18 protein-coding genes and 1 pseudogene are annotated in these 20,459 nt (G+C 71.5%); 13 read left to right on the top strand and 6 right to left on the bottom strand.

What is annotated here, in order from left to right:
- Positions 1–57: 57 nt before the first annotated feature.
- Positions 58–2,091 (top strand): bifunctional lysylphosphatidylglycerol flippase/synthetase MprF, encoded by a 2,034-nt coding sequence (locus tag BOSE127_RS12060; RefSeq protein WP_159557356.1) that lies wholly within the window; start codon positions 58–60, stop codon positions 2,089–2,091.
- Positions 2,088–3,368: an alpha/beta hydrolase gene (locus BOSE127_RS12065; protein WP_159557358.1), complete on the top strand. Its 1,281-nt coding sequence runs from the start codon at positions 2,088–2,090 to the stop codon at positions 3,366–3,368. The genes BOSE127_RS12060 and BOSE127_RS12065 overlap by 4 nt, the downstream gene beginning before the upstream one ends.
- Positions 3,369–3,449: 81 nt before the next feature.
- On the opposite strand, the gene BOSE127_RS12070 is transcribed toward BOSE127_RS12065, so the two are convergent.
- Positions 3,450–4,922: a PepSY-associated TM helix domain-containing protein gene (locus tag BOSE127_RS12070; RefSeq protein WP_159557360.1), complete on the bottom strand. Its 1,473-nt coding sequence runs from the start codon at positions 4,920–4,922 to the stop codon at positions 3,450–3,452.
- A 13-nt stretch (positions 4,923–4,935) separates the two neighbouring features.
- Positions 4,936–5,556: a DUF5134 domain-containing protein gene (locus BOSE127_RS12075; protein WP_056069318.1), complete on the bottom strand. Its 621-nt coding sequence runs from the start codon at positions 5,554–5,556 to the stop codon at positions 4,936–4,938.
- Positions 5,557–5,667: 111 nt separating this feature from the next.
- Here BOSE127_RS12075 and BOSE127_RS12080 point away from each other — a divergent pair, with 111 nt between their 5' ends.
- Genes BOSE127_RS12080 through BOSE127_RS12100 form a run of 5 tightly spaced genes read left to right on the top strand, consistent with a single transcriptional unit; the run spans position 5,668 to position 11,484 of the window.
- On the top strand, positions 5,668–6,045 hold the full coding sequence (locus tag BOSE127_RS12080; RefSeq protein ID WP_159557362.1) for a BlaI/MecI/CopY family transcriptional regulator: 378 nt from the start codon (positions 5,668–5,670) through the stop codon (positions 6,043–6,045).
- A gap of 16 nt (positions 6,046–6,061) precedes the next feature.
- Complete coding sequence (locus BOSE127_RS12085; RefSeq protein ID WP_159557364.1) at positions 6,062–6,874, top strand: M56 family metallopeptidase; 813 nt, start codon at positions 6,062–6,064, stop codon at positions 6,872–6,874.
- A 41-nt stretch (positions 6,875–6,915) separates the two neighbouring features.
- Complete coding sequence (locus BOSE127_RS12090; protein WP_017886224.1) at positions 6,916–7,125, top strand: heavy-metal-associated domain-containing protein; 210 nt, start codon at positions 6,916–6,918, stop codon at positions 7,123–7,125.
- Positions 7,118–9,232 carry a cytochrome c oxidase assembly protein gene (locus BOSE127_RS12095; RefSeq protein WP_159557366.1) on the top strand — a complete coding sequence of 705 codons (2,115 nt, stop codon included), beginning with the start codon at positions 7,118–7,120 and terminating at the stop codon, positions 9,230–9,232. The genes BOSE127_RS12090 and BOSE127_RS12095 overlap by 8 nt, the downstream gene beginning before the upstream one ends.
- On the top strand, positions 9,229–11,484 hold the full coding sequence (locus BOSE127_RS12100; RefSeq protein ID WP_159557368.1) for a heavy metal translocating P-type ATPase: 2,256 nt from the start codon (positions 9,229–9,231) through the stop codon (positions 11,482–11,484). Before BOSE127_RS12095 ends, BOSE127_RS12100 begins: the two co-directional genes overlap by 4 nt.
- Positions 11,485–11,547: 63 nt before the next feature.
- Here BOSE127_RS12100 and BOSE127_RS12105 read toward each other — a convergent pair whose 3' ends face one another.
- Both BOSE127_RS12105 and BOSE127_RS12110 read right to left on the bottom strand, forming a co-directional pair.
- Positions 11,548–12,690: a sensor histidine kinase gene (locus tag BOSE127_RS12105; protein ID WP_042539057.1), complete on the bottom strand. Its 1,143-nt coding sequence runs from the start codon at positions 12,688–12,690 to the stop codon at positions 11,548–11,550.
- On the bottom strand, positions 12,687–13,316 hold the full coding sequence (locus BOSE127_RS12110; RefSeq protein WP_231564072.1) for a response regulator: 630 nt from the start codon (positions 13,314–13,316) through the stop codon (positions 12,687–12,689). Before BOSE127_RS12110 ends, BOSE127_RS12105 begins: the two co-directional genes overlap by 4 nt.
- Before the next feature lie 211 nt (positions 13,317–13,527).
- On the opposite strand from BOSE127_RS12110, the pseudogene BOSE127_RS17470 reads away from it, so the two are divergent.
- From BOSE127_RS17470 to BOSE127_RS12135, 5 genes and pseudogenes are all read left to right on the top strand, one after another.
- Positions 13,528–13,938, top strand: a pseudogene (locus BOSE127_RS17470) (BPL-N domain-containing protein); the annotation flags it as partial.
- Positions 13,939–14,503: 565 nt separating this feature from the next.
- A complete protein-coding gene (locus tag BOSE127_RS12120; RefSeq protein ID WP_082046917.1) occupies positions 14,504–15,748 on the top strand; it encodes a glycosyltransferase 87 family protein in 1,245 nt (414 codons plus the stop codon).
- Positions 15,745–16,410 (top strand): hypothetical protein, encoded by a 666-nt coding sequence (locus tag BOSE127_RS12125; RefSeq protein WP_159557370.1) that lies wholly within the window; start codon positions 15,745–15,747, stop codon positions 16,408–16,410. The genes BOSE127_RS12120 and BOSE127_RS12125 overlap by 4 nt, the downstream gene beginning before the upstream one ends.
- A complete protein-coding gene (locus tag BOSE127_RS12130) occupies positions 16,404–17,609 on the top strand; it encodes a sensor histidine kinase (RefSeq protein WP_159557372.1) in 1,206 nt (401 codons plus the stop codon). Before BOSE127_RS12125 ends, BOSE127_RS12130 begins: the two co-directional genes overlap by 7 nt.
- Complete coding sequence (locus BOSE127_RS12135) at positions 17,606–18,322, top strand: response regulator (protein ID WP_042537842.1); 717 nt, start codon at positions 17,606–17,608, stop codon at positions 18,320–18,322. Before BOSE127_RS12130 ends, BOSE127_RS12135 begins: the two co-directional genes overlap by 4 nt.
- 177 nt (positions 18,323–18,499) lie before the next feature.
- Here the strand turns inward: BOSE127_RS12135 and BOSE127_RS12140 are convergent, their stop codons facing one another.
- Positions 18,500–19,009, bottom strand: coding sequence for a mycothiol transferase (locus BOSE127_RS12140; RefSeq protein ID WP_071251564.1), 510 nt, complete (start codon positions 19,007–19,009; stop codon positions 18,500–18,502).
- A gap of 36 nt (positions 19,010–19,045) precedes the next feature.
- On the bottom strand, positions 19,046–19,612 hold the full coding sequence (locus BOSE127_RS12145; RefSeq protein ID WP_201300449.1) for a MarR family winged helix-turn-helix transcriptional regulator: 567 nt from the start codon (positions 19,610–19,612) through the stop codon (positions 19,046–19,048).
- A 208-nt stretch (positions 19,613–19,820) separates the two neighbouring features.
- On the opposite strand from BOSE127_RS12145, the gene BOSE127_RS12150 reads away from it, so the two are divergent.
- Positions 19,821–20,420 (top strand): hypothetical protein, encoded by a 600-nt coding sequence (locus BOSE127_RS12150; RefSeq protein ID WP_017886212.1) that lies wholly within the window; start codon positions 19,821–19,823, stop codon positions 20,418–20,420.
- Positions 20,421–20,459 lie beyond the last annotated feature (39 nt).

Below are 20,459 nucleotides of genomic sequence, written 5' to 3' on the forward strand. Positions count from 1 at the left end.
GCCGCGCTCATGCCGCCGACTGATGACACGGGCGAGCAGGACCGATGCAATGATCACGTGACACCCGCAGCGCTCGTCGGACGACTCCGCCGGTTCCCCGTCTCCGTCTCCGTGGCCGCAGCGACGGCCGTGCTCCTGGTGAGCGCGCGGATCGCTCACGCCGAACCCGACTTCCCGCACCACCCGCCCGTGGCGTGCCTCGCTGTGGTCCTCGTGGTGTTGACGACGGTGCTCGCCGAACGGTCCCTCGGATCCATCCGCACGGTGGTGATCGGCGTGGTGGCGCCGGCGCTCGGCGTCCTCGGAACCCTGCTCACCGTCAGCATCGGGTCAGCGCTCGGCGAGGCGCACGCCGAACTCGCGGTCGGACAGCCGCTCTTCGCCCCGTCGATCGTCGCCGCCGCGTTGCTCGGTGCCGCGTCGGCAGCGATGCCCGCGCAGCACCGGTGGCGCACGCGAGCCGCGCTCTGGACGGTCGTCCTCACGCTCGTGCTCTTCGCTGGCCACGGGTCGGACCTCGCCCGTGCCCTGGCGACCCTGCTCGGCACCGCAGCCGGTTCGTTCGTGGTGCGCCGGGCCTCCGGTCCGGACGCGCCGACCGCGCGTGACACGGTCAGCGCACGCACCTGCGTGGTCGCGACGCTCATCGCGCTCGGCGCGGGCACCCTGGTGACCCCTGTCGTGCCGGACCCGGACGGTGTGCTCTCGGTGTTCGCCGACGCCATGAGCGACCGTGCGGTCGTCATCGTCGGGCTGCTCCTGCTGGTGTCCGCCTGGCTCGTGCAGCGTGGCCGGCGCACGGGCATCGTGCTCGCCGTCGGCGTGCTCGTGACGCTGACCGCCGTCCTCGCCGACGTGTTCCTCATCGAACCGATGACCGACGACGCCGTGCAGTGGCGCGGACTCGGGCTGGACGCGATCGAGTGGCAGGTCACGCTGCTCGGCGCGTGGCTCGTGCCGGCGATGGTGCTGCTGACGGTCCTGGCGCTCCGCGGCCGTCTCGTCCGCTCGCGGTTCCGTGCCGCCACCAACGGCCGCGGTGCCCTGGTCGACATGCTGCGCGTCGGCGATGCCGGATCCCTCGGCCACATGGGCACCTGGCGCGGCAACGCCACCTGGACGCACCCGGACGGGCGCGGAGCCGTGGCGTACCGGGTCCGTGGGGACGTGGCACTCACCGTGTCGGACCCGGCGTGCAGCGCGGCGGACCGCGCTGAGGTCGTGTCCGCGTTCACGGCCTTCTGCGACCGGAACGGCTGGGTGCCCGCGTTCACGAGCGTGCACGAACCGGTGCGGCAGATCCTCGCCGCCGAGGGGTGGACCGCGCTGCCCGTGGGGGTCGAGTCGGTGCTCGACGTCGCCACGTTCGACCTGCGCGGCAAGAAGCGGCAGGACCTCCGGACGGCCTCGAACCGGGCCGACCGTGAGGGGGTCCGCGACGAGTGGACGACCTTCGACGCGCTCGCCGACGCACAACGTGCCGAGGTCGAGGCGATCTGCACGCGGTGGGCGACCGACCGGAGGCTGCCGGAGATGGGGTTCACCCTCGGCGGCTTCCACGAGCTCGACGACCCCGACGTCCGACTCATGCTGGCTGTGACGGCCGACGGACACGTCACCGCGGTTACGAGCTGGCTGCCCGTGTACGAGCACGGCGGACTGGCCGGCTACACGCTCGACGTCATGCGCCGTGGCGAGGACGGCATGCCGGGGGTCATGGAGTTCCTCATCGCCCGGACCGCGATCCGGGCACGCGACGCGGGCCTGCGGATGATCAGCCTCTCCGGCACCCCGCTCGCACCCCAGGACGGCGCACGGTCACTCGTGTCCCTCGGATCGGTCCTCGTCGCCCGACTCCTCGAGCCGGTGTACGGGTTCCGGTCGCTCCAGCGCTTCAAGGAGAAGTTCGGCGCTCGGCACGAGGCGCTCTGGATCGTGGTCCCGACGCCGCTGCACGTGCCGCGGGTCGCACGTGCCCTGGCCGGCGCCTACGTCCCAGGCCTCCGGCCGAAGCACCTCTGGGCACTGCGCCAGGCACACCGCTCGACCGTCCGCGAGCCCGCTCCCGCGCGGGCGGTGTCGAAGCGGTGAGCCCAGCCGACCGGTTGCTCGCCACCCAGCTGCAGGCTCCGACGCTGCTCGTCCCGCTGGACGTGGCGTTCGCACTGCTCGGCGTCGTCGTCCTGCTCCCCGCGGTCGGCGGCTGGCGATCCCGTGTCGCGTGGCGTCGGGCCGGAGTCCGGGCGGGCGTCGCCGCGGCCGCGGCCGTCGTGGTGCTCATCGTCTGCTGGGTCCTCAGCGACCTGGTGAACCTGTTCGGGGTCGCGATGAGTCCCGTGACGCGGCTGTGGTTCGTCGTGGCCGCCGCTGCGCTGGCCTCGGTCGTCGTCGGCCTGGTGCAGGGCGGCCGCTGGCGTCGGGCCCTCGCCGTCCTGCTGCTCCCGACCGCACTGCTGTCGTCCGCCCTCGGCGTGAACGTCGAGTTCGCGATGTACCCGACGCTCCGCACCGTCGTGCAGACGGACCCCTTCCCGGAGCTCGACCTCGCCGCTGCCCCAGCCGCCACGATGCCCACGACCGGCGAGGTCCGCACCGTCGAGATCCCCGGGGAGCGATCGGGGTTCCCCGCTCGACCCGCCGTCGTCTACCTCCCGCCCGCCGCCCTGGTCAGGGATCCGGCGCCCCTGCCCGTCGTCCTCGCCTTCTCCGGCCAACCGGGCGCTCCGAGCGACCTGTTCACCGCAGGCCGGATGGGCAGCGCACTCGACGGCTACGCCGCAGCGCACCACGGCCGCGCGCCGATCGTCGTCTCCGTCGACCAGCTCTCCTCGCCCGGCCTGAACACGATGTGCGTCGACTCGGACCTCGGGAACGCAGCGACCTACGTCACCGAGGACGTGCCGCGCTGGCTGACGGCGCACCTCCCGGTGACCCCGGACCGCCGTGCGTGGGGCCTCACCGGCTTCTCGCAGGGGGCGACGTGCGCGATGCAGTTCGCCACCGCGCACCCCGACCGGTTCGGGGCCGTGCTCGCGGTCTCCAGCGAGTTGCAGCCCATCGACCGGAACCCGCAGCACAGCGCCGACCGGGCGTTCGGCGGGTCGGTCAGCGCGTGGAAGGCCGCCGGTCCGATCGCGCAGATGCGGGCGGACGACCTGCACGGGCGCGCGTTCTGGTTCACCGCGGGGTCGGCGGACGGGGCGTTCAGCCGCAACGCCCGCGTCCTCGCCGACGCTGCACGGGCAGCGGGCGCGGACACCAGCGTCGCGTTCGCCCCGGGGAGCGGACACGACTGGAACACCGTGCAGTGGTCGTTCCGGACGGACCTGCCCCACCTGGCAGACGTGCTCTCCACAGCGCTCCACTGACGTCGGCACGGGATCCGTGCCGGGTGACGGTCGTGCCCGGACCCGGTACCGGGCAGGTGCGACCGCTCTGCACGAGCGGTCCTACTCGCCGGGTGCCGCAGGGGTGGGCGGGACCGAGCGGTTGGTGATGAGGACGTCGATGACGACGAACGCGAGCAGGGTGACACCGAGCGCGGGCAGGAACGCGCCGATGACGATCGCGCCGACCGCGACGAGCCCGGACCCCCACCACGGCGCCCGGTTCAGGGCACCCGCGGCCGGGGCGTTCCCGACGCGCTTCCCGATGGGGCGGCGCTGCCACCACATCACGTAGCCGAAGACGACCATCGCGGCGATCCCGAGCGCCGTGACGAACAGCAGGATCTGGTTCGGCAACCCCCACATCGTGCCCATGTGCGTGTCGATGCCCCACCGGGTGAGTTTGGCGGGGAGGGAGAAGGTGTCGAAGTTCGTCTCGGACACCACGCGCATGTCCCGCGGGTCGATCGCGACGGAGTTCACCGCGGTGGGGTAGGACCGCTTGATCTCCGCGACCGTCCACGCCTGATCCGCCGTCGCCGGCGGGGTGATCTGCAGTTCGGACGCGTGGATGTTCGCAGCCTTCGCAGCGGCCAGGACTCGATCGAACAGCACCGGGGTGACGGCTGCCGGTCCCGCATCGGTCGATGCGGCGGAGCCGCCGTGGTGGGCGGCGTCCTCACCGCCACCAGCTGCCGTGCCGGTGTCGGAGAGGGAGGTGGTCAGTGCGGGTGTGCCCCAGCTGAGAGCGGAGCGGAGCTGGTCGACGTTGCCACCGCCGTACTGGGACCAGGTGATGCCCGTCGCCGACAGGAACAACGCGCCCAGGAGCAGCCACACCCCGGTGGAGGCATGCCAGGAGAAGACCCGCCGGTAGCCGCGGACACCACGTGCGGGGCGGACCAGGTCGCGCTTGGCGCGCGTCTTCCGGATCCGGATCACCCACAGGCCGAGACCGGCGAGGGCGACGACGCCGAGCCACGACGCCGCGGTCTCGCTGTAGAGGCGGCCGACGTCGCCGAGGAACAGCGACCGGTGGAACGTGTCCACCCAGGTGCGGAACGGCAACGCCCCGGAGGTGCCGTACACCAGGAGGTCACCGCGGACCTCGGCGGTGCCGGGATCGACGAACACCGCACGGTTCTGCGAGTCCATCAGCCCAGCCTCGGCGTACATCACCCGCGTCGTGGCACCCGGCGCAGGTGCCGGGCGGACGGCGGCGAGGGTGTCTTCGGGGTGGTGCCGTTGGATGTAGGCCTGCGCGGCGTCGATCTGGTCTGCCAGCGGCTTCGCGGCAGCGGTCGAGGGTGCGGTGAGCTCGTGTCGGTAGATGCCCTGCTCGATCGTCGGACCGAGCGCGTACACGGCGCCGGAGAGCGCGGCGATGAGGATGAACGGTCCGACGAACAGCCCGGCAGAGAAGTGCAGGCGCAGCAACAACGGTCCGAACCAGCCCCGCTGTGGGTTCCGGCGCGGCTGCGCCGTCGACGGCGCGGACGCGGGCGCAGTGGTGTCCCGATCGGCGGTTGCGGTCATGGTGCGGTGTTCCTCAGCTCGTGGGGATGGACGCGAGTGCCATCCCGGCACTCATCAGCAGCAAGAGCACGCCGTCGAGGCGTGCGAGGGGGTGTTGGCGGACACGCGCTGACGCGATCAGCCGCACCAGCATCCAGACGGTCGCGATCGCGAACACGACGACGAGGACCCACGAGACCGGTGTCCATCCCGACCAGGAGGTGTGCATGCTGTGGCCGCTGCCGGTCATGTCCATCTCCGGCATCGACATCGAAGCCCCGCCGGCCATGGGCAGCATCATCACGCCCATGAGGGTCATCGCCGCCATCATCACCACGTGGTAGCCCAGCACCAGTCGCCCGGAGCCGCCGGGTCCGTGGTGCTCGTGGCTGCCGTACCGGCTGCTGCCGAGCGTGAGGACGAGGTAGAACGACGTCGCGAGGCCGAACACGAGGATCTGCAGCGTCGGCGGCGCGAGGGTCATCCCCCAGGCCCACGGCATCGCCAGCATCGCGACGCTCATCAGCACGTGGAAGACGTCACTGACCCGTGCGACACCGCTGCTGCCGGGGCGGAAGGCGAAGCCGAGGTACCCGACTGCCGTCACGGCGAACAGCACCGTGAGGAGGACGGACAGCGGCAGGCTGTGTGACACGAGGGGTGGACCTTTCATCGCGGCGGGTGGCGGCGCCACTCTACAAGTTGTAGAAGCCAGTTTCTACTGTATGTAGAATCGGCGCATGGTCGATGAGTTCGGGGCGCGCGGATGAGTCCGCGTCGTGCGCACGGGTCCCTCGAGTCGGGTGTGCTGCAGCTGCTCTGGGCGCAGGATGCGGCGCACACCGGCCGGCAGGTGCACGATGCGCTCGCAGCAGAGGTCGGCCCGCTGGCCTCCACGACGGTGTTGACCGTCCTCGCCAGGCTGGAGCGGAAGGGGCTCGTCGAGCGGGACCCGGCATCGAAGGCCTACCGGGCGACGAAGGCGGACCCTGCCGAGACCGCTGATTCGATGACGGAGGTGCTCGGTCGATCGAGTGATCGCACCGCGGTCCTGCAGCGCTTCACCGGTTCGCTCGGTGCGGATGACCTGGACGTGCTGCGTGCTGCCCTCGGCGGAGCCGGCATCGACCGCACGGGCGCGTGACGGGAGGATCGGTGCCGTGATCGCCGTCCTCGGCCTCGTGGCCCTCGCGGTTGTCGTCACCGTGCTGGCTCCGAGCATCCTCACTCGTGGCACCTGGTGGCTGCACCGTCCGCAGGTCGCGCTCCACCTCTGGCTCGGAGCGTTGACGGTCGCCGCGAGCTCGCTGCTGCTGAGCGTGGGGATCGCGGCGGTCATCGTCGCAACGAATGCGCACGCGCACGGGATCGGCGCTCCCGCCGCCGGCCTCTTCGCCTGGTGCGGGCTCGGCGTCGCCGGTGGTGTCGCCGCGCTCCTCGCCGCGAACGCAGAACCGATCTCGGCCGCGAAGCGCCGCACCGACGTCGCGGTGACGCTGCTCGTCGCCCGATCCACCGTGCGGACCGAGCACATCGGCGGGCACGAGATCGCGTACCTGCACACGTCGGATCCGATCGCCTGCTCCACCGCTGACGGGCGCGTGCTGATCTCGACCGGAGTCGAGAACGCGATGCCCCCTGCCTGTGTCCGCGCCGTGGTCGAGCACGAACGTGCGCACGTGCTCGGACGGCATGACCTCATCGGCCGCGTCGCTGCGCTGAACGCTGCCGCGTTCCCACGACTCCGGACTGCCCGGGAGTTCCGTCGAACGGTCGCGCTGCTGATCGAACTCGTCGCAGACGACACCGCCGCCCGCATCTGCGGACCTGCGACCGTCTGCAATGCACTGACGCTGATGAACCGGATCGACCCGAGCCCGGGCCTCGAGCTCCGCGCCGCACGTCTCGCCGCTTCGCCGGTGAAGAGCTGGCCGCACCGCCGCCACCCGGCCCCGGTCCTGCAATCCCGCTGACCTCGACTCGCATCCCGTTCTACGTTTTGTAGAATGGGCGCATGGAGCGTTTCGAGTACCACGTCGTCGGGATGACCTGCGAGCACTGCGAACGCCGCGTCACCGGCGAACTCGAAGCGATCGCCGGCGTCGAGCTCGTCACTGCGGACGCCGCGACCGGTCTCGTCGTCGTCACCGCACCGGCCCGGCCGGATGCGGCAGCGATCGCCGAAGCCGTCGACGAGGCAGGCTACGAGCTCGCCGGTGCCTGACACCCAGGCCGCTGCCACCCCGGCCACGCGCAACCGGCCGACGACCGTGCCCGCCGTGGGGCGGTCGGGTGTGCTCAGGCGCGCATCGCCGTGGGTGGGCGCCGTCATCGCGGTCGTCATCGTCGTGGTCGCGGTCGCGATGCTCGGTCCTTCCTCGTACGACCGGCTGAGCCGCGGCTACCCGGGCATGCTCACCTCGATGCTCAGCGCCGTGCTCCGCCTCACCGCCGACGTCACCGGCGGCCTCACGACCGGCGGCCTTGCCGCTGCCGTGTTCCTCACGCCGCGCCGGTCACGCACGGTCATCGACAACCACCGCGACCTCGCGATCGTCCGCACCGCCGCCACCGTCTGGCTGGTCGCCGCGGTGCTGCTGGTCCCCGTCGACGCCGCAGACGCGAGCGGGCAGCCGGTGACGAAGCTCCTGACACCGGGCGCGATCGGCTACCTCGTGCAGGCCAGCTACCTCCCCGGCGCGTGGATCGTCGTCGCCTGCATCGCGGTCGCGATCCTCGTCGCTGCGTACCTCGTCCGCAGCTGGGTCAGCACCCTGCTCCTGACCGGCATCGGCGTCATCGGGCTCCTCGCCCCCGTGCTGGTGACGCAGGTGCTCGTCGGCCCAAACCACGACTTCGGCGGGGACGCCGCCATGTTCGCCGCCCCCGCGCTCGGCATCTGGACCGGCGCCACGGCTGCCGGTGCCCGCCGGTGGCGAGTGAGCCGTCCCGGCACCGCCACCATCCGCAGACACCGCATCCTCGCCCTCACCGGCTGGATCACCTGGACGGTCGGGTCGATCATCATCGCCGCCGTCGAACTCGCCGGCACGCCGCCGTGGGAAGCGCCCACCGGCGTGCTCTTCGCCGCTCAGCTGCTCCTCGTCGCCGCGGTGGCCGGACCGATCCTCCTCCGCAGGAGCTGGTTCGCCACCCCGACCGCCCCGGCCGTGCTCCTGGCGGTGCTCCTGGTCGCGGCCGCGATCGGCGTCGTCATGACGCGGATCCCACCGCCGGTGTACTTCGTCCCCACCGACGGACAGCAGCTCTTCCTCGGGTACCAGGTCCACACACCCCTCACCCCGATCACCCTGTGGACCGCCGGCCGGGTGAACATCCTCTTCCTCGTCATCGCGATCGCCGGGATCGCCACGTACGCGGCCGCCGTCATCCGACTCCGGAAGCGCGGAGACCACTGGTCGAACAGCCGAACCAGCGCCTGGATGCTCGGCTGGGCATCCGTCATCATCACCACCTCGTCCGGGGTCGGCCCGTACTCGTCGGCGTCCTTCGCCGTGCACATGGGCCTGCACATGAGCTTGAACATGCTCGGCCCGCTGCTGCTCGTCCTCGGCGGACCCATCACCCTGTTCCTCCGCGCCACGACCGCGCACCGTCGCGATGCCTTCGCCGGCCCCCACGAGTGGCTCGTCGCGGTGACCCACTCGAAGCTGCTGCGGGTCACGTACAACCCCGTGTACGTCCTGGCGGTGTTCGTGGGCTCGTACTACTGCATCTACCTCACCCCGTTCTTCGACTGGGCGATGCGGTACCACTGGGCGCACCAGGCGATGACCCTGCACTACCTCGCCATTGGGTACGTCTTCTACGCCCTCATCATCGGCGTGGACGCACCACCCCGTCCGTTGCCGCACATCGGCAAGCTCGGCCTCGTCCTCGCAGCGATGCCCTTCCACGCGTTCTTCGGCGTCGTCGTGATGACCAGCGACACCCTGCTCGCAGGCACGTACTTCCAGTACCTCGACATCCCGTGGATCGGCAGTCTCGCCCACGACCAGTACGTCGCCGGTGGCGTCGCCTGGGCCGCCGGTGAGCTGCCGCTGATCGTCGTGGTGATCGCCCTCGTCACCCAGTGGGCCAAGCAGGACGCTCGACAGGCCAAGCGCATCGACCGGCACGCCGACCGGGGCCTCGACGACGACCACGAGCAGTACAACGCCATGCTCAGCAAGCTCACCACCCGCGACACCACCGCACCTGCACAGCGGGCCGATCCGACACGGTCCACCGGGCCCGGCTCGACGAACGAGCACGAGCGCGCCGACGACCGTCCGGCGCTGACCGTCACCGACCACCGGGAGCAGCCGTGACCACCACCACCCCGTCCCGAACCGACCAGCGAGCCGAGCAGCGGCTCGAACTCGACATCGGCGGGATGACCTGCTCCGCCTGCGCCAACGCGGTCGAACGCAAGCTCGGCAAGCTCGACGGCGTCACTGCGTCCGTGAACTTCGCCACCGAACGCGCCACGGTCGCCGGTCTGGGGATCGCCGATGCCGCGACCGCGATCGCGCAGGTCGAGCGCGCCGGCTACACCGCCGCCGTCCACACCCCGGGCGATGACGCCTGGTCCGCCCGCGCCGCGGAGACCCGCACCACGACGCTCCGCCGCCGCCTCGCCGTCGCGGCACTGCTGGCGATCCCGCTGTGCGACATCACGATCATCCTGGCGCTCGTCCCTGCGTGGCGGTTCCCCGGCTGGCAGGCGCTCTGCGTCCTCCTCGCCGTCCCGATCGTCACCTGGGCTGCGTGGCCGTTCCACAGGGCCACCCTCCGGGGACTGCGGCACCGCAGCACCAGCATGGACACCCTCGTCTCGCTCGGCGTCGTCGTGTCCTTCGGATGGGCGCTCTGGACGCTCCTCGTCGACCCCGCCACCACTCCCGGGTACTGGCTCGGATTCGGGAGGACCCCCGCCGGCGCGGACTCGATCTACCTCGACGTCGCCGCCGGCATGGTCACGTTCCAGCTCGCCGGCCGCTACTTCGAGAGCCGCAGCCGCCGACGCGCCGCCGATGTCCTCGAAGCCATCGGTGACCTCGGCGTCACCGAGGCGCAGGTCGTCACCGACGGCACCGAGCGCACTGTTCCGCTGAGTGCCGTGCGGGTCGGGAACCTCGTCGTCGTCCGCCCCGGCGGCCGCATCCCCGTCGACGGCACCGTCACCGACGGCGCCGCGACGCTCGAAGTGTCCGCGATGACCGGCGAGTCCGTCCCGGTCGAGGCAACGGCCGGGAGCACGGTCATCGGCGGCACCCTCGTCCAGGGTGGTCGGCTCGTCATCCGCGCCGACGCCGTCGGCACCCGCACCCGCCTGGCCCAGATGGCCGCCGTCGCCGACGACGCCCAACGCCGCAAGGCCGCGGTGCAGCGCACCGTCGACCGGGTCACCAGCGTGTTCGTACCCGTCGTGATCGGCATCGCGATCCTCGTCGCCGCCGGCTGGCTCGTCAGCGGCGCGGCTCCTGGCACCGCGATCGCGAACGGTGTCGCCGTCCTCATCATCGCCTGCCCCTGCGCGCTCGGCCTGGCGACGCCGACCGCGCTCATGGTCGGCGTCGGACGCGGGGGCCAGCTCGGCATCCTCATCAAGGGCCCCAGTGCCCTCGAGGCGAGCGGTCGCATCGACACCGTCGTCTTCGACAAGACCGGCACCCTCACCACCGGCCGGATGACCCTCACCGCCGTCGACACCTTCACCACCGACGCCGACACGGCCCTCGCCCTCGCCGGCGCCCTCGAAGCAGCGTCAGAGCACCCCATCGGGGCGGCGATCACCGCCGCAGCCAGCAGTCGGTTCGGCACCCTGGAGCCGGTCGCGGACTTCACCGCACACGCCGGACTGGGAGCAGCTGGGACCGTCGGTGACCGCGCCTGCGTCATCGGCCGGTCCGAGCTGCTCGAAGCCGCGGGGGTGCGGGTCGGCGACCGCGTCGCCGCGGTCGTCGCGGACCGCGAAGCGTCCGGCGCCACCGTGGTGCTCGTCGCCGTCGACGGCGACGTGGCCGCAGTGCTCACCGTCCGGGACGCGCTCCGTCCCGGCGCGATCGAGGCCGTCGCGCAGCTGCGCGCCCTCGGCCTCCGCACCGTCCTCCTGTCCGGGGACTCCGAGACGACGGCGTCCGCTGTCGGCGGTGAGGTCGGCATCGACGAGGTCATCGCCCGCGTCCTGCCCGACGAGAAAGCCGAACGCATCGCCCAGCTGCAGGCGGCCGGGCACCACGTCGCCATGGTGGGCGACGGTGTCAACGACTCCGCCGCCCTCGCCACCGCAACCCTCGGCGTCGCCGTCGTCGAGGGCACGGACATCGCCCTGAAGGCCGCCGACGTCATCATCGTCCGCGAGGATCTCCGCGCCGTCGTCGACGCAGTGCAGCTCTCCCGCGCGACCCTCCGGACCATCCGCATCAACCTCGTGTGGGCGTTCGGTTACAACATCGCCGCGATCCCGCTCGCCGCGGCTGGCCTGCTCAACCCGCTCATCGCCGCCGCCGCGATGGCGCTGTCCTCGACGCTCGTCGTCTCGAACAGTCTCCGGCTGCGCTCGTACGGGAGGTCGTAGTCCGCCCTCGGCGGGAGTGGTGGGGCCGGGGCAGAACCGGCGTGCCAGCGACGGTGTCGACCGTCAGGTCCGGACTCGGGGAAGCACCATCCGGACCTCGAAGTCGCCGCTCTCGGTCAGGCCGCTGGTGCAGAAGCCGCCGAGGAGCTCGGCGCGTTCGGCGAGTCCGAGGAGCCCGTACTGTCCGCTGGGCAGCGGGCCGGCGGGTTGCGCTCCGTGCGCCGCCACCGCATTGCGGACCACGAGGACCACGGCGTCCTTCAGGGTGTCGACGGAGATGTCGACCGGTCCGGGGGCGGCGTGTTTCCGGACGTTCGTGAGGCTCTCCTGCAGTCCTCGGTAGAGCGCGCGGCGAACAGCTGGGGGCGTCTCCAGGGGGAGGTCGAGCCTGGTCGTCGCCGTGATCCCGCTGGCGCTGACGAGCGCGGCGAAGTCGTCGGCGGTCGCGGCAGTGCGTGGCGCGCCGAGATCGGGCCGCCCGGTCGCCGTGGAGGAGCGGAGCACGCCGAGCATGGTACGGAGCTCGTCGAGCGTGCTGGCGCTGAGCTGCCGGATCGTGCGCGCGATCTCGCGGGCCGCTGCGTCCGGCGACGCCACCTGGAGTGCGCCCGCCTGCACGGCGATGAGGCTGACGTGGTTCGACACGACGTCGTGCATCTCCCGAGCGAGTGCGGCGCGTTCGAGCTCGAGCGCTTCCTGGACGCGCTGGTGTTGCTCGTTGTCGTGCGCTCTGCGGAGTTCGTGCATCTGTGCTCGGAGCGCACGGCGGGCGGTGACGAGCATGCCGAGTGCTGCGGGACCGACGGCGAACAGGACGCCGTAGACGACCGTGATGAGGGTGTCTCTCGACAGCGGTGTGATCGACGAGATGGGTTGGAAACCCGCGAAGACGAACACCACACACGCGGCGACGACCCAGGACCGGCGACCGGCGGCGGCCACGGCGTAGAGGACGACGATGGCGGCGATGCCGCTCTCGGCGAAGTACAGGCCCGGGAGCACGAGGGCGAAGGCGACGAGTGGCCAGCGGTGGCGCAGCGGCATCGCGAGGATCGCCACCACGGAGACACCGACCTCGAGACCGTTCAGCTGCCCGGAACCGCTGGCGGCGTCCACGATCGCGGCGAGCGTCACCGCCACTTCGGATCCCCAGCGCAACCAGCTCGGCAGGCGAGTGCCGTTGCGGTCGACCTCGCGGTGGCTCATCGTTCGGCCGGCCGGTCGAGCAGACCGCCACGTTCCGCGAGGAGCGCCGCATGGACACGCGTGGCGACCCCGAGCTTGCGCAGGATGACGCTGACGTGGTCCTTGACCGTCCCGACTGCCAGGTGCAGCTCCTTGGCGATCTCGATGTTCGTCTGACCCTCGGCCAGGCATCGGAGGACGTCGGTCTCGCGCTGTGAGAGCTCCGACAACAGGGCCCGTGTCCGCCGTTCGCGTCTCGGGCCGGCGAGTGCACGGCCAGCCGACGGAGCGAGCAGGATCCCACCCGCCACGAGGCTGCGCACGAAGGTCGCCAACGCGTCCGGGTCGGTGTCCTTCACCAGGTACCCGCGCGCCCCCAGCTGCAGTGCCTGGTCGACGTAGGGCGCGGTGTCGAAGGTGGTCAGGATCGCCACGATCGCCCTGGAACGGCGTCGTTGCAGGGCACGGAGGACCGAGAACCCGTCGATCTGCGGCATCTCGATGTCGAGCAGGACCACGTCCGGGTCGGTCCGATCGATCAGTGCCACTGCCGCGACACCGTCCGCGGTCCCGACCACGTCGATGTCCTCTGCAGCGGAGAGGATCATCGCGAGGCCCCGCTGCACCAGGATCTCGTCGTCGATCACCACAACCGTCGTCACACTCGTCCACCCCGCACCGGCCCCGGCGCACGCGCTCCGAGGATCGATCGTGAGAGTAACAGGGCGCCTGCCAGTGGCGGTCGTCGCACAGCGACAACCCGCCACATGGCGGGGTGGTTGCCGCCGAAGTGGGGGAGCAGGCGAAGTCGGCGGACGGCAGCGTGGTCGGGAGACGGAGCAGAACGGTAGGCATCTCATGAACACTCCACGTCCCTCGCACTCCTCGGCGCTCTCCCGTCGTGGCTTCGCTGCGGCAGCGATCGTCTCTGCGGCCACGTTCCTGTCCGCGTGCGCGGTACCGAGGCCTCCGTCGGACGCCCTGCCGTTGGCGCTGGTGTACGGCGGCCCGCAGGGGTGCGCCGACTGCGCGCCGACGATCGCCACCGTCCTGCGATCGGGTCCGAGGCCGTTCCGCGTCCGGTTCGTCGGCCCAGGGACGCCGCACCCGATCTCCAGGTCAGCGCTCGATACAGCCGCACTGTACGTGCAGCCAGGAGGGGGAGCGGACCTCGACGCGACATGGCGAGACCTGCAACCGTCCGCTGACGCCATCCGATCCTGGGTGCACGACGGCGGATCCTTCCTCGGGCTGTGCTTCGGTGCGTACCTCGCGGGTTCGAACCCGGGGCTCGACCTGCTCCCCGGCGACACGTTCGGGTGGGCCGGATCGGCTGGCGCATCGGTCCCCGACGACCGGGACACGGTCGTACCCGTCACCTGGCGCGGCAGGAGACGGCACATGTACTTCCAGGACGGCCCGGGTTTCGCCCTGGACCGGAACGCCCGAGCCGAGGTGCTCGGTCAGTACCCCGACGGGGTGCCCGCAGCGTTGGTCGCTTCCTTCGGGGCCGGTCGCGTCGGCGTCAGCGGACCGCACCCCGAAGCGGACAGGTCCTGGTTCGAAGCGGCCGGGTTGCGCAACCCGGACGGGTACCGGCTCGACCTCGCTCGCGACCTCATCACCACGAGCTGCGGGTGTTCGAAGGGGGCGCCAGCCCCGCGTCGGCCACCGCCGACCCCGCGTCGGCCACCGCCGACCCCGCGTCGGCCACCGCTCGCCGTGTCGTCCGCGCCGCGCATCCTCCTCGGGGATGAAAGTCGGGCGCAGCGCGCCACCGGAGTTCAGCGCAGCGCCGATTCGGGGCCCCTCGTCCGGCTCGTAGCGTCGCAGCATGGCCTCCGAAACCACAGTTGCAAGCCCGATCGTGCTGCCGGCACACCGATGGTGGACCGGGCGCGCGGCGGTCGCGTTCGGTGGTGTCGCGGCCGTGGTGACGGTGGTGTTCTCGGTGCTTTCGCTCGTCCCGCACCTGTTGCCGGTCGACTTCCTGGTGTACCGATCGAGCGTCCCGGTGCTCCTGCACGGAGGCGACCTCTACGACGGCAACCTGACGGACCCGAAGCTGGGTCCGGGCGGGATGCCCTTCACCTACACGCCCTTCGCCGCGATCGCACTCACACCGACCGGCTTGCTCGGCTGGCACGCGGCCTTCGTCTGCTGGACCGTGCTGAGCGTCACGGTGATCGCGACGGTCGTGCTCGTCTTCGGACGAACGGCTCCGGGTGCAGCGGTCCGTCCTCGGCAGGTCGTGCTCCTCGTCCTGGCGTGCGGCACGACGATCGCCGTCCAGCACCTCGTCTACGGCCAGATCAACCTGCTGCTCATGGCGCTCGTGCTGGTCGATGTCCTCGGTCCGCGGCGTCTCTTCGGTCGGCAGCGTCCGGTCGGCGTCCTGATCGGTGTCGCGGCTGCGATCAAACTGACACCGGCACTGTTCATCGTCTTCTTCGCCGTCACCGGACAGTGGCGGCGGTGCGTGTGGTCGACCGTCGGGTTCGTCGCCGCGACGGCGCTGGGCTTCGTCGTCCTGCCGGGCATGAGCGTGCACTTCTGGACCGACACCGTGTTCCACCTGTCCGACCGTGTCGACCTCACCGGTGATGCGATCGCGTCGTCGGGGAACAACTCGATCACCGGTGCCGTCGCCGGGCTCGCTCCGAGCGCTGTCGCCTGGACTCCCGTGCTGGTCGGCGGAGCGGCGGTCATCGGCCTCGCCGCGGCACGGATCCTGCACCGTCGCGGCCGACGGATCGAGGCGATCGTCGCGATCGGACTGGTCGCGCCGATGCTCTCGCCGATCAGCTGGATCCACCACTGGGTGTGGATCCTCCCCGGTGCGATCCTCGTGTTCCAGCGGCTCGGCCGCAGGTCCCACCGCGTCGGGTTCGCGGTCGTGGTGCTGGGCTTGACCATCCCGGGTCCCAGCTTCGCGGACTTCATCGCGAGCAACGCTCCAGCGCTGCTCGCCGTGGCACCGCTGTGGCGTGAGTCCTTGCTGCTGTCCGCAGCCGCGATCATCGCGGCGATGCTCACGCTCCCGTCCGCCGGAGTAGGAGAACGGCCGCTTCCCGCATGAACGACTCAGCCCAGGGGCTCCGCCGGACCGCGTGGTCCGTCGTCGCCGTGGTCCTTGCCGTCGCCGCCCCCGCCGCGGTCGCCGCAGCCGTCCTGCTGCCGTCGGCACCGACGTCCGGGGGAATGACGGTGGACCGAGACGGTCCGGTCATCGTCGGGTCGCCGACGCAGCGAGACCTGGCCGGTTGGACAGCGACACCGATCCCCGGCGCCGCGAGCACTGCGTCGTTGCGTCGCTGCGCAGCCGGCAGCAACGACGAGCCAGCGGCCGCACCGGCGCCCGATCCGGCGGCGCTGTCGGAGACCCGCGGCAGCATCACGGCGATCATCATGCGGACACGGTCGGGTCCCCGTCTCTGCTTGCTGGTTCGGGATCGCCTCCTGCTGTTCCGCGGGTTGGCCGACGCTGACGGATCAGGTCGAGGCGTGACGCGGAGCGCCGTCGGCGGCGGACTCGTCGACCACGTCGACCACGTGTCACTCGGCTTCGTCGCGGGCCGCACATCGCCGGCGACGGTCGCCCTGACCGCCGAGGTCCCCGATCTGCCGACCGTGGACGCGTCCGTCGGGTCCGGATGGTTCGTCCTCTGGTGGCCGCGCAGCACCCCCGCCGACCTCGTGCGCCTCCACTGCCGACCGGCGCGTAGCCTACGCAGATGCTGATCCGCGGGGCGAAGAGCCGGAGGGCGCTGTCCGCTCGGGCGTCGAGGGGACGGCTGCTGCTGCAGGACGCCCTGCTCGCCGGTGTGGTCGTCGCCGGAGCGCTCGCACAGCTCCTGGTCCCGGTGCACCTCTTCGTGGTCCCGGGCGCCGCAGCGCTGGCCGCCGCCTTCGTCGCGATGACGCTGCGACGTGTCTGGGTCCCCGGCGCCCTCGGAGCGCTGCTCGTGCTCGCCGTTGTCGAGTCGTACGTGTACGGGGACCGGTTGAGTCCCCTCGCCCTGGCGTACATGATCGTCCTCGGCACGGCCGCGGCCTACGGCTCCCGTGTGCTGATCGGTGTCGCCGGCTTCGGTGCCGCGTTCGGTGGGTTCTACGCCGCGTGGGCGCTCTCCTTCGGAGGAGGGCGGTACGGGGACCTCCTCTCCGAGCCCACGGAGGTCCAGGCGGTGGCGCTCTTCGCGCCGGCGGTGGTCCTCGTCTCGGCCTGGCTCGTCGGCGTCCTCGTCCGGTTGCGTCGGACGAACCGGGTCGAGACGGCACTCCGGGAACGCGCGCAGGTGCACGCGGACCGTGCCGAGGAGGCGGCGCGCTTCGAGCGGCTCCGCGCCGACATCGCCCGTGACGTCCACGACGTCGTCGGGCATGCCCTGACGGTCGTGATCGCCCAGTCGGACCTCGCTTCGTTCGTCGACGACGTCGATCGGCTGCACGACATCACGGCGACCATCGGCACCACCGCCCGGTCATCGATGCGGGAGATCCGTGACGTCCTCGACGACACCGAGGAAGTCGCCCGCCCCGGCTCCCGCCAGGAGACGGTCGCGGCACTCGTCGGCGAGCTCCGCGGAGCGGGTGTCGACGTGCGGCGGACCGTCGACGGCGTGCCGACGTCGGTGTCGGACCGGAGCGGGATCGTGATCCGGCGGATCGTCCAGGAGATGCTCACGAACGCCGTCCGGCACGGAGTCCCGGCCACCCCCGTCCTGCTGCGAGAACGATGGAGTCCCGAGATGCTCGTGATCGAGGCCCAGAACCAGATCGCCGACGAACCGGACAGCGGCGGAGGGCGCGGCATCCCCGGTATCCGGACGCGGCTCGCGGCGATCAGCGGAGACGTCGAGATCGAGCGCGCCGACGGCGTCTTCCGGATCCGCGTGCACGTCCCACTGACCGCGTCGACGTCGGGGCGTGCCGAGTGATCCGGGTCGTCCTGGTCGACGATCAGGAACTGTTCCGTTCCGGACTGCGCGGTGTGCTCGACGCGCAGGACGACATGGTCGTCGTCGGCGAGGCGGGGAACGGCGTCGACGGCCTCGCGGTCATCCGCACGACCCGTCCGGACGTCGTGCTGCTCGACATGCGGATGCCGGTGATGAGCGGGCTCGAGACGATGCGCACCCTGGCTGCTGCGCAGACGTCCGATGCCGGTGGAGTCGTGCCCCGGGTGATCGTGCTCACGACCTTCGCGCTCGACCGTGCGGCGATGGACGCGATCCGGAGTGGCGCCCAGGGCTTCCTGCTGAAGGACACGACCCCGGCGTTCCTGACCGCGGCGATCCGCACCGTGTTCGAGGGGAACGCGGTGCTCGCCCCTGGGCAGCTCTCGGCCCTGCTCGACAACGACGACAACGACAACGACAACGACGAGGGCGGCGGCCGGCAGAAACCCTCCTCGCAGCCGCCACCGCCGGAGTTCGAGCTGCTGTCCCGTCGCGAGGCCGTCATCTTCCGCCGGGTCGCACGCGGTGAGACGAACACCGAGATCGCGACCGCCGAGTTCGTCAGCGAGTCGACCGTCAAGACGCAGGTGAGCAGCATCCTGCTGAAGCTCGGACTGCGCGACCGCGTGCACCTCGTCGTCTGGGCGCACGACCACGGCCTCCGTGACGCACCGGGCACCGTCGGGATCTGAGACACGACCACCTGACGGACTGGAGGCCCGTCACCGGCTGGTGAAGGGCCTCCAGTCCGTCTTCGAGCGAGCACAGGACGTCGGGTCGCCGCGGCAGACTCGTCGTCTTCTGCGCACTGGATGCGCGCGACCGAGCACTGGACGCGCGCGAACGCGCTGAGCGCGCGCCCCGCGCGCTCAGCGGTTGAAGAACAGCAGCCCGCGCACGAAGCCGGCCTGGCCGGCGTGCTGCGTGCAGTCGTCGAGGATGCTCACGAGCCGAGCGCCGGCCGTCACGGGCGGGTCCCACGCGTCGTCGACGACCGGGTCGAGGTCGTCCGGGCCGAGCGTGCCGAGGTACGCGACGGTGCGCTCGTGCACCGCTCGCAGGTACCCGGTGAGCAATGCGGCAGAGGCTCGCACCCGGCCGACGTCGTCGCGGGACATGCCGTACCCGAGCGCCTCGGCCGGGAACGGCAGGCCGAACCGGTCGTACCAGCCGTCCGCCGTCCAGACCTGCTCGGAGGCGGCGAGGTCGGCGATCTGCGCGTCCTGGCCGCGGGCGATGTGCCACACGAGCCAGGCCAGGGTGTTCGCCCCGGCTGCCGGTCGTGCTGCGAGCTGGTCTTCGGAGAGCCCGTCGACGGCCCGCTCGACGGTCTCGGGGATGCGGGAGAACGCTTCGGTGAGGAGTTCGGAGGGGGTCATGGCGCTCACGCTACGCGCGGGCCGTGACACCCGCGCTCACACGGTGGACGACCGGTGGTGGCGTTCCAGGGCCGCGGCGAACCCCTCGAAGGCAGCGGCGACGACGGCGCGGTCGGACGGTGCGACGACCTGCTGGAACGCCTGCGAGTAGACGGCGCCGACCTCGCGGGCGACCGCGGTGCCCGACGGCGTGAGGTGCAGGAGCACACTCCGGCGGTCCTCCGGGTTCGGGCGGCGCTCGAGGTGCCCGTGCTTCTCGAGCCGGTCGATGAGCGACGTCATCGCCCCGGTGGTGAGCTCGAGGTACTCGCCGGCCTGCTTCGGGGTCACGCCGTGGCCGCCCGCTGCGTTGAGGAAGAACACGAAGCGGGTGTCCGTGGCGTTCAGTCCGCGGCTCGTGCTCTCGTGGTGCAGAACGCGCGCGTGCTGCATCTGGAGCACGCGGAACGCGGTGAGCAGTCGTGGGAGGTCGGCGTCGGTGCCTGCCGGGTCGGCCGCGGTGACGTCGGGCGACACCGGTGCCGGGGGCGTGCGCGGCGCGATCCTGGCCGCGGGGACGGCGGGTGCGCGCTGGGGGAGGACGACCTGGTCGGTGTCCGTCATGGGGGCTCTTCTCGGGTGCAGGGGTGGAACTTCAGTCAACAAGTAACTCACTCGTCAAGATACCCCCATCAATGGGGGCATCCCGGGTATTGAGGGCTGCTCGACGGCGAAGTAGCTTGATCGTCGTACCACCTCGGCACGTAGCGCGACCAACCACCGCGGGCCCGTCCGAACCACCGATCAGACCTCATCCTCACGGAGTCCAACCATGTCTCGTGTCACGCCTCGTGCTGCCCGCCTCGCCGCCTGGATCGCCATCCCCGCCGCGCTCGTCGCCTCGGGGGTCGTCGTCTCGACGGCCTCGTACGCGGCCTTCTCCTCGACCACCGTCAACCCGACGAACAACTGGACGGCGGGCAGTGTCGCCCTGTCCGACGACGACAACAACACCGCGCTGTTCACGGCGAGCAACCTGAAGCCCGGCTCGACCGGTGCGAACTGCATCACGGTGACCTCGACCGGTTCGCTGCCCTCGGCCGTGAAGCTGTACGGCACGAACGTCACGACCACGAAGGACCTGGCGGCGAACGTCAACCTGACCGTCGAGCAGGGCACCGGCGGTGGCTTCGGCTCCTGCTCCGGCTTCACCCCGGCCGCCACCGGCAGCTCGCTCTACAGCGGCACCGTCGCGGGCTTCGGCGCCGCCTCGACCAACTACGCGACCGGCGTCGGCAGCTGGACCCCGACCGGCACCGCGTCCGAGACGCGCGTCTACCGCGTCACCTACACGGTCTCGAGCACCGCGCCGAACACCGTGCAGGGCGGCACCGCAGCCCTCGGCTTCACCTGGGAGGCCCAGAACAGCTGAGCCGGGGCCGGGGCCGAACCCGCCCCGTCCGTTCCCTCC

The organism is Curtobacterium sp. 8I-2, assembly GCF_902506155.1.
GTDB classification, from domain to species: domain Bacteria; phylum Actinomycetota; class Actinomycetes; order Actinomycetales; family Microbacteriaceae; genus Curtobacterium; species Curtobacterium poinsettiae.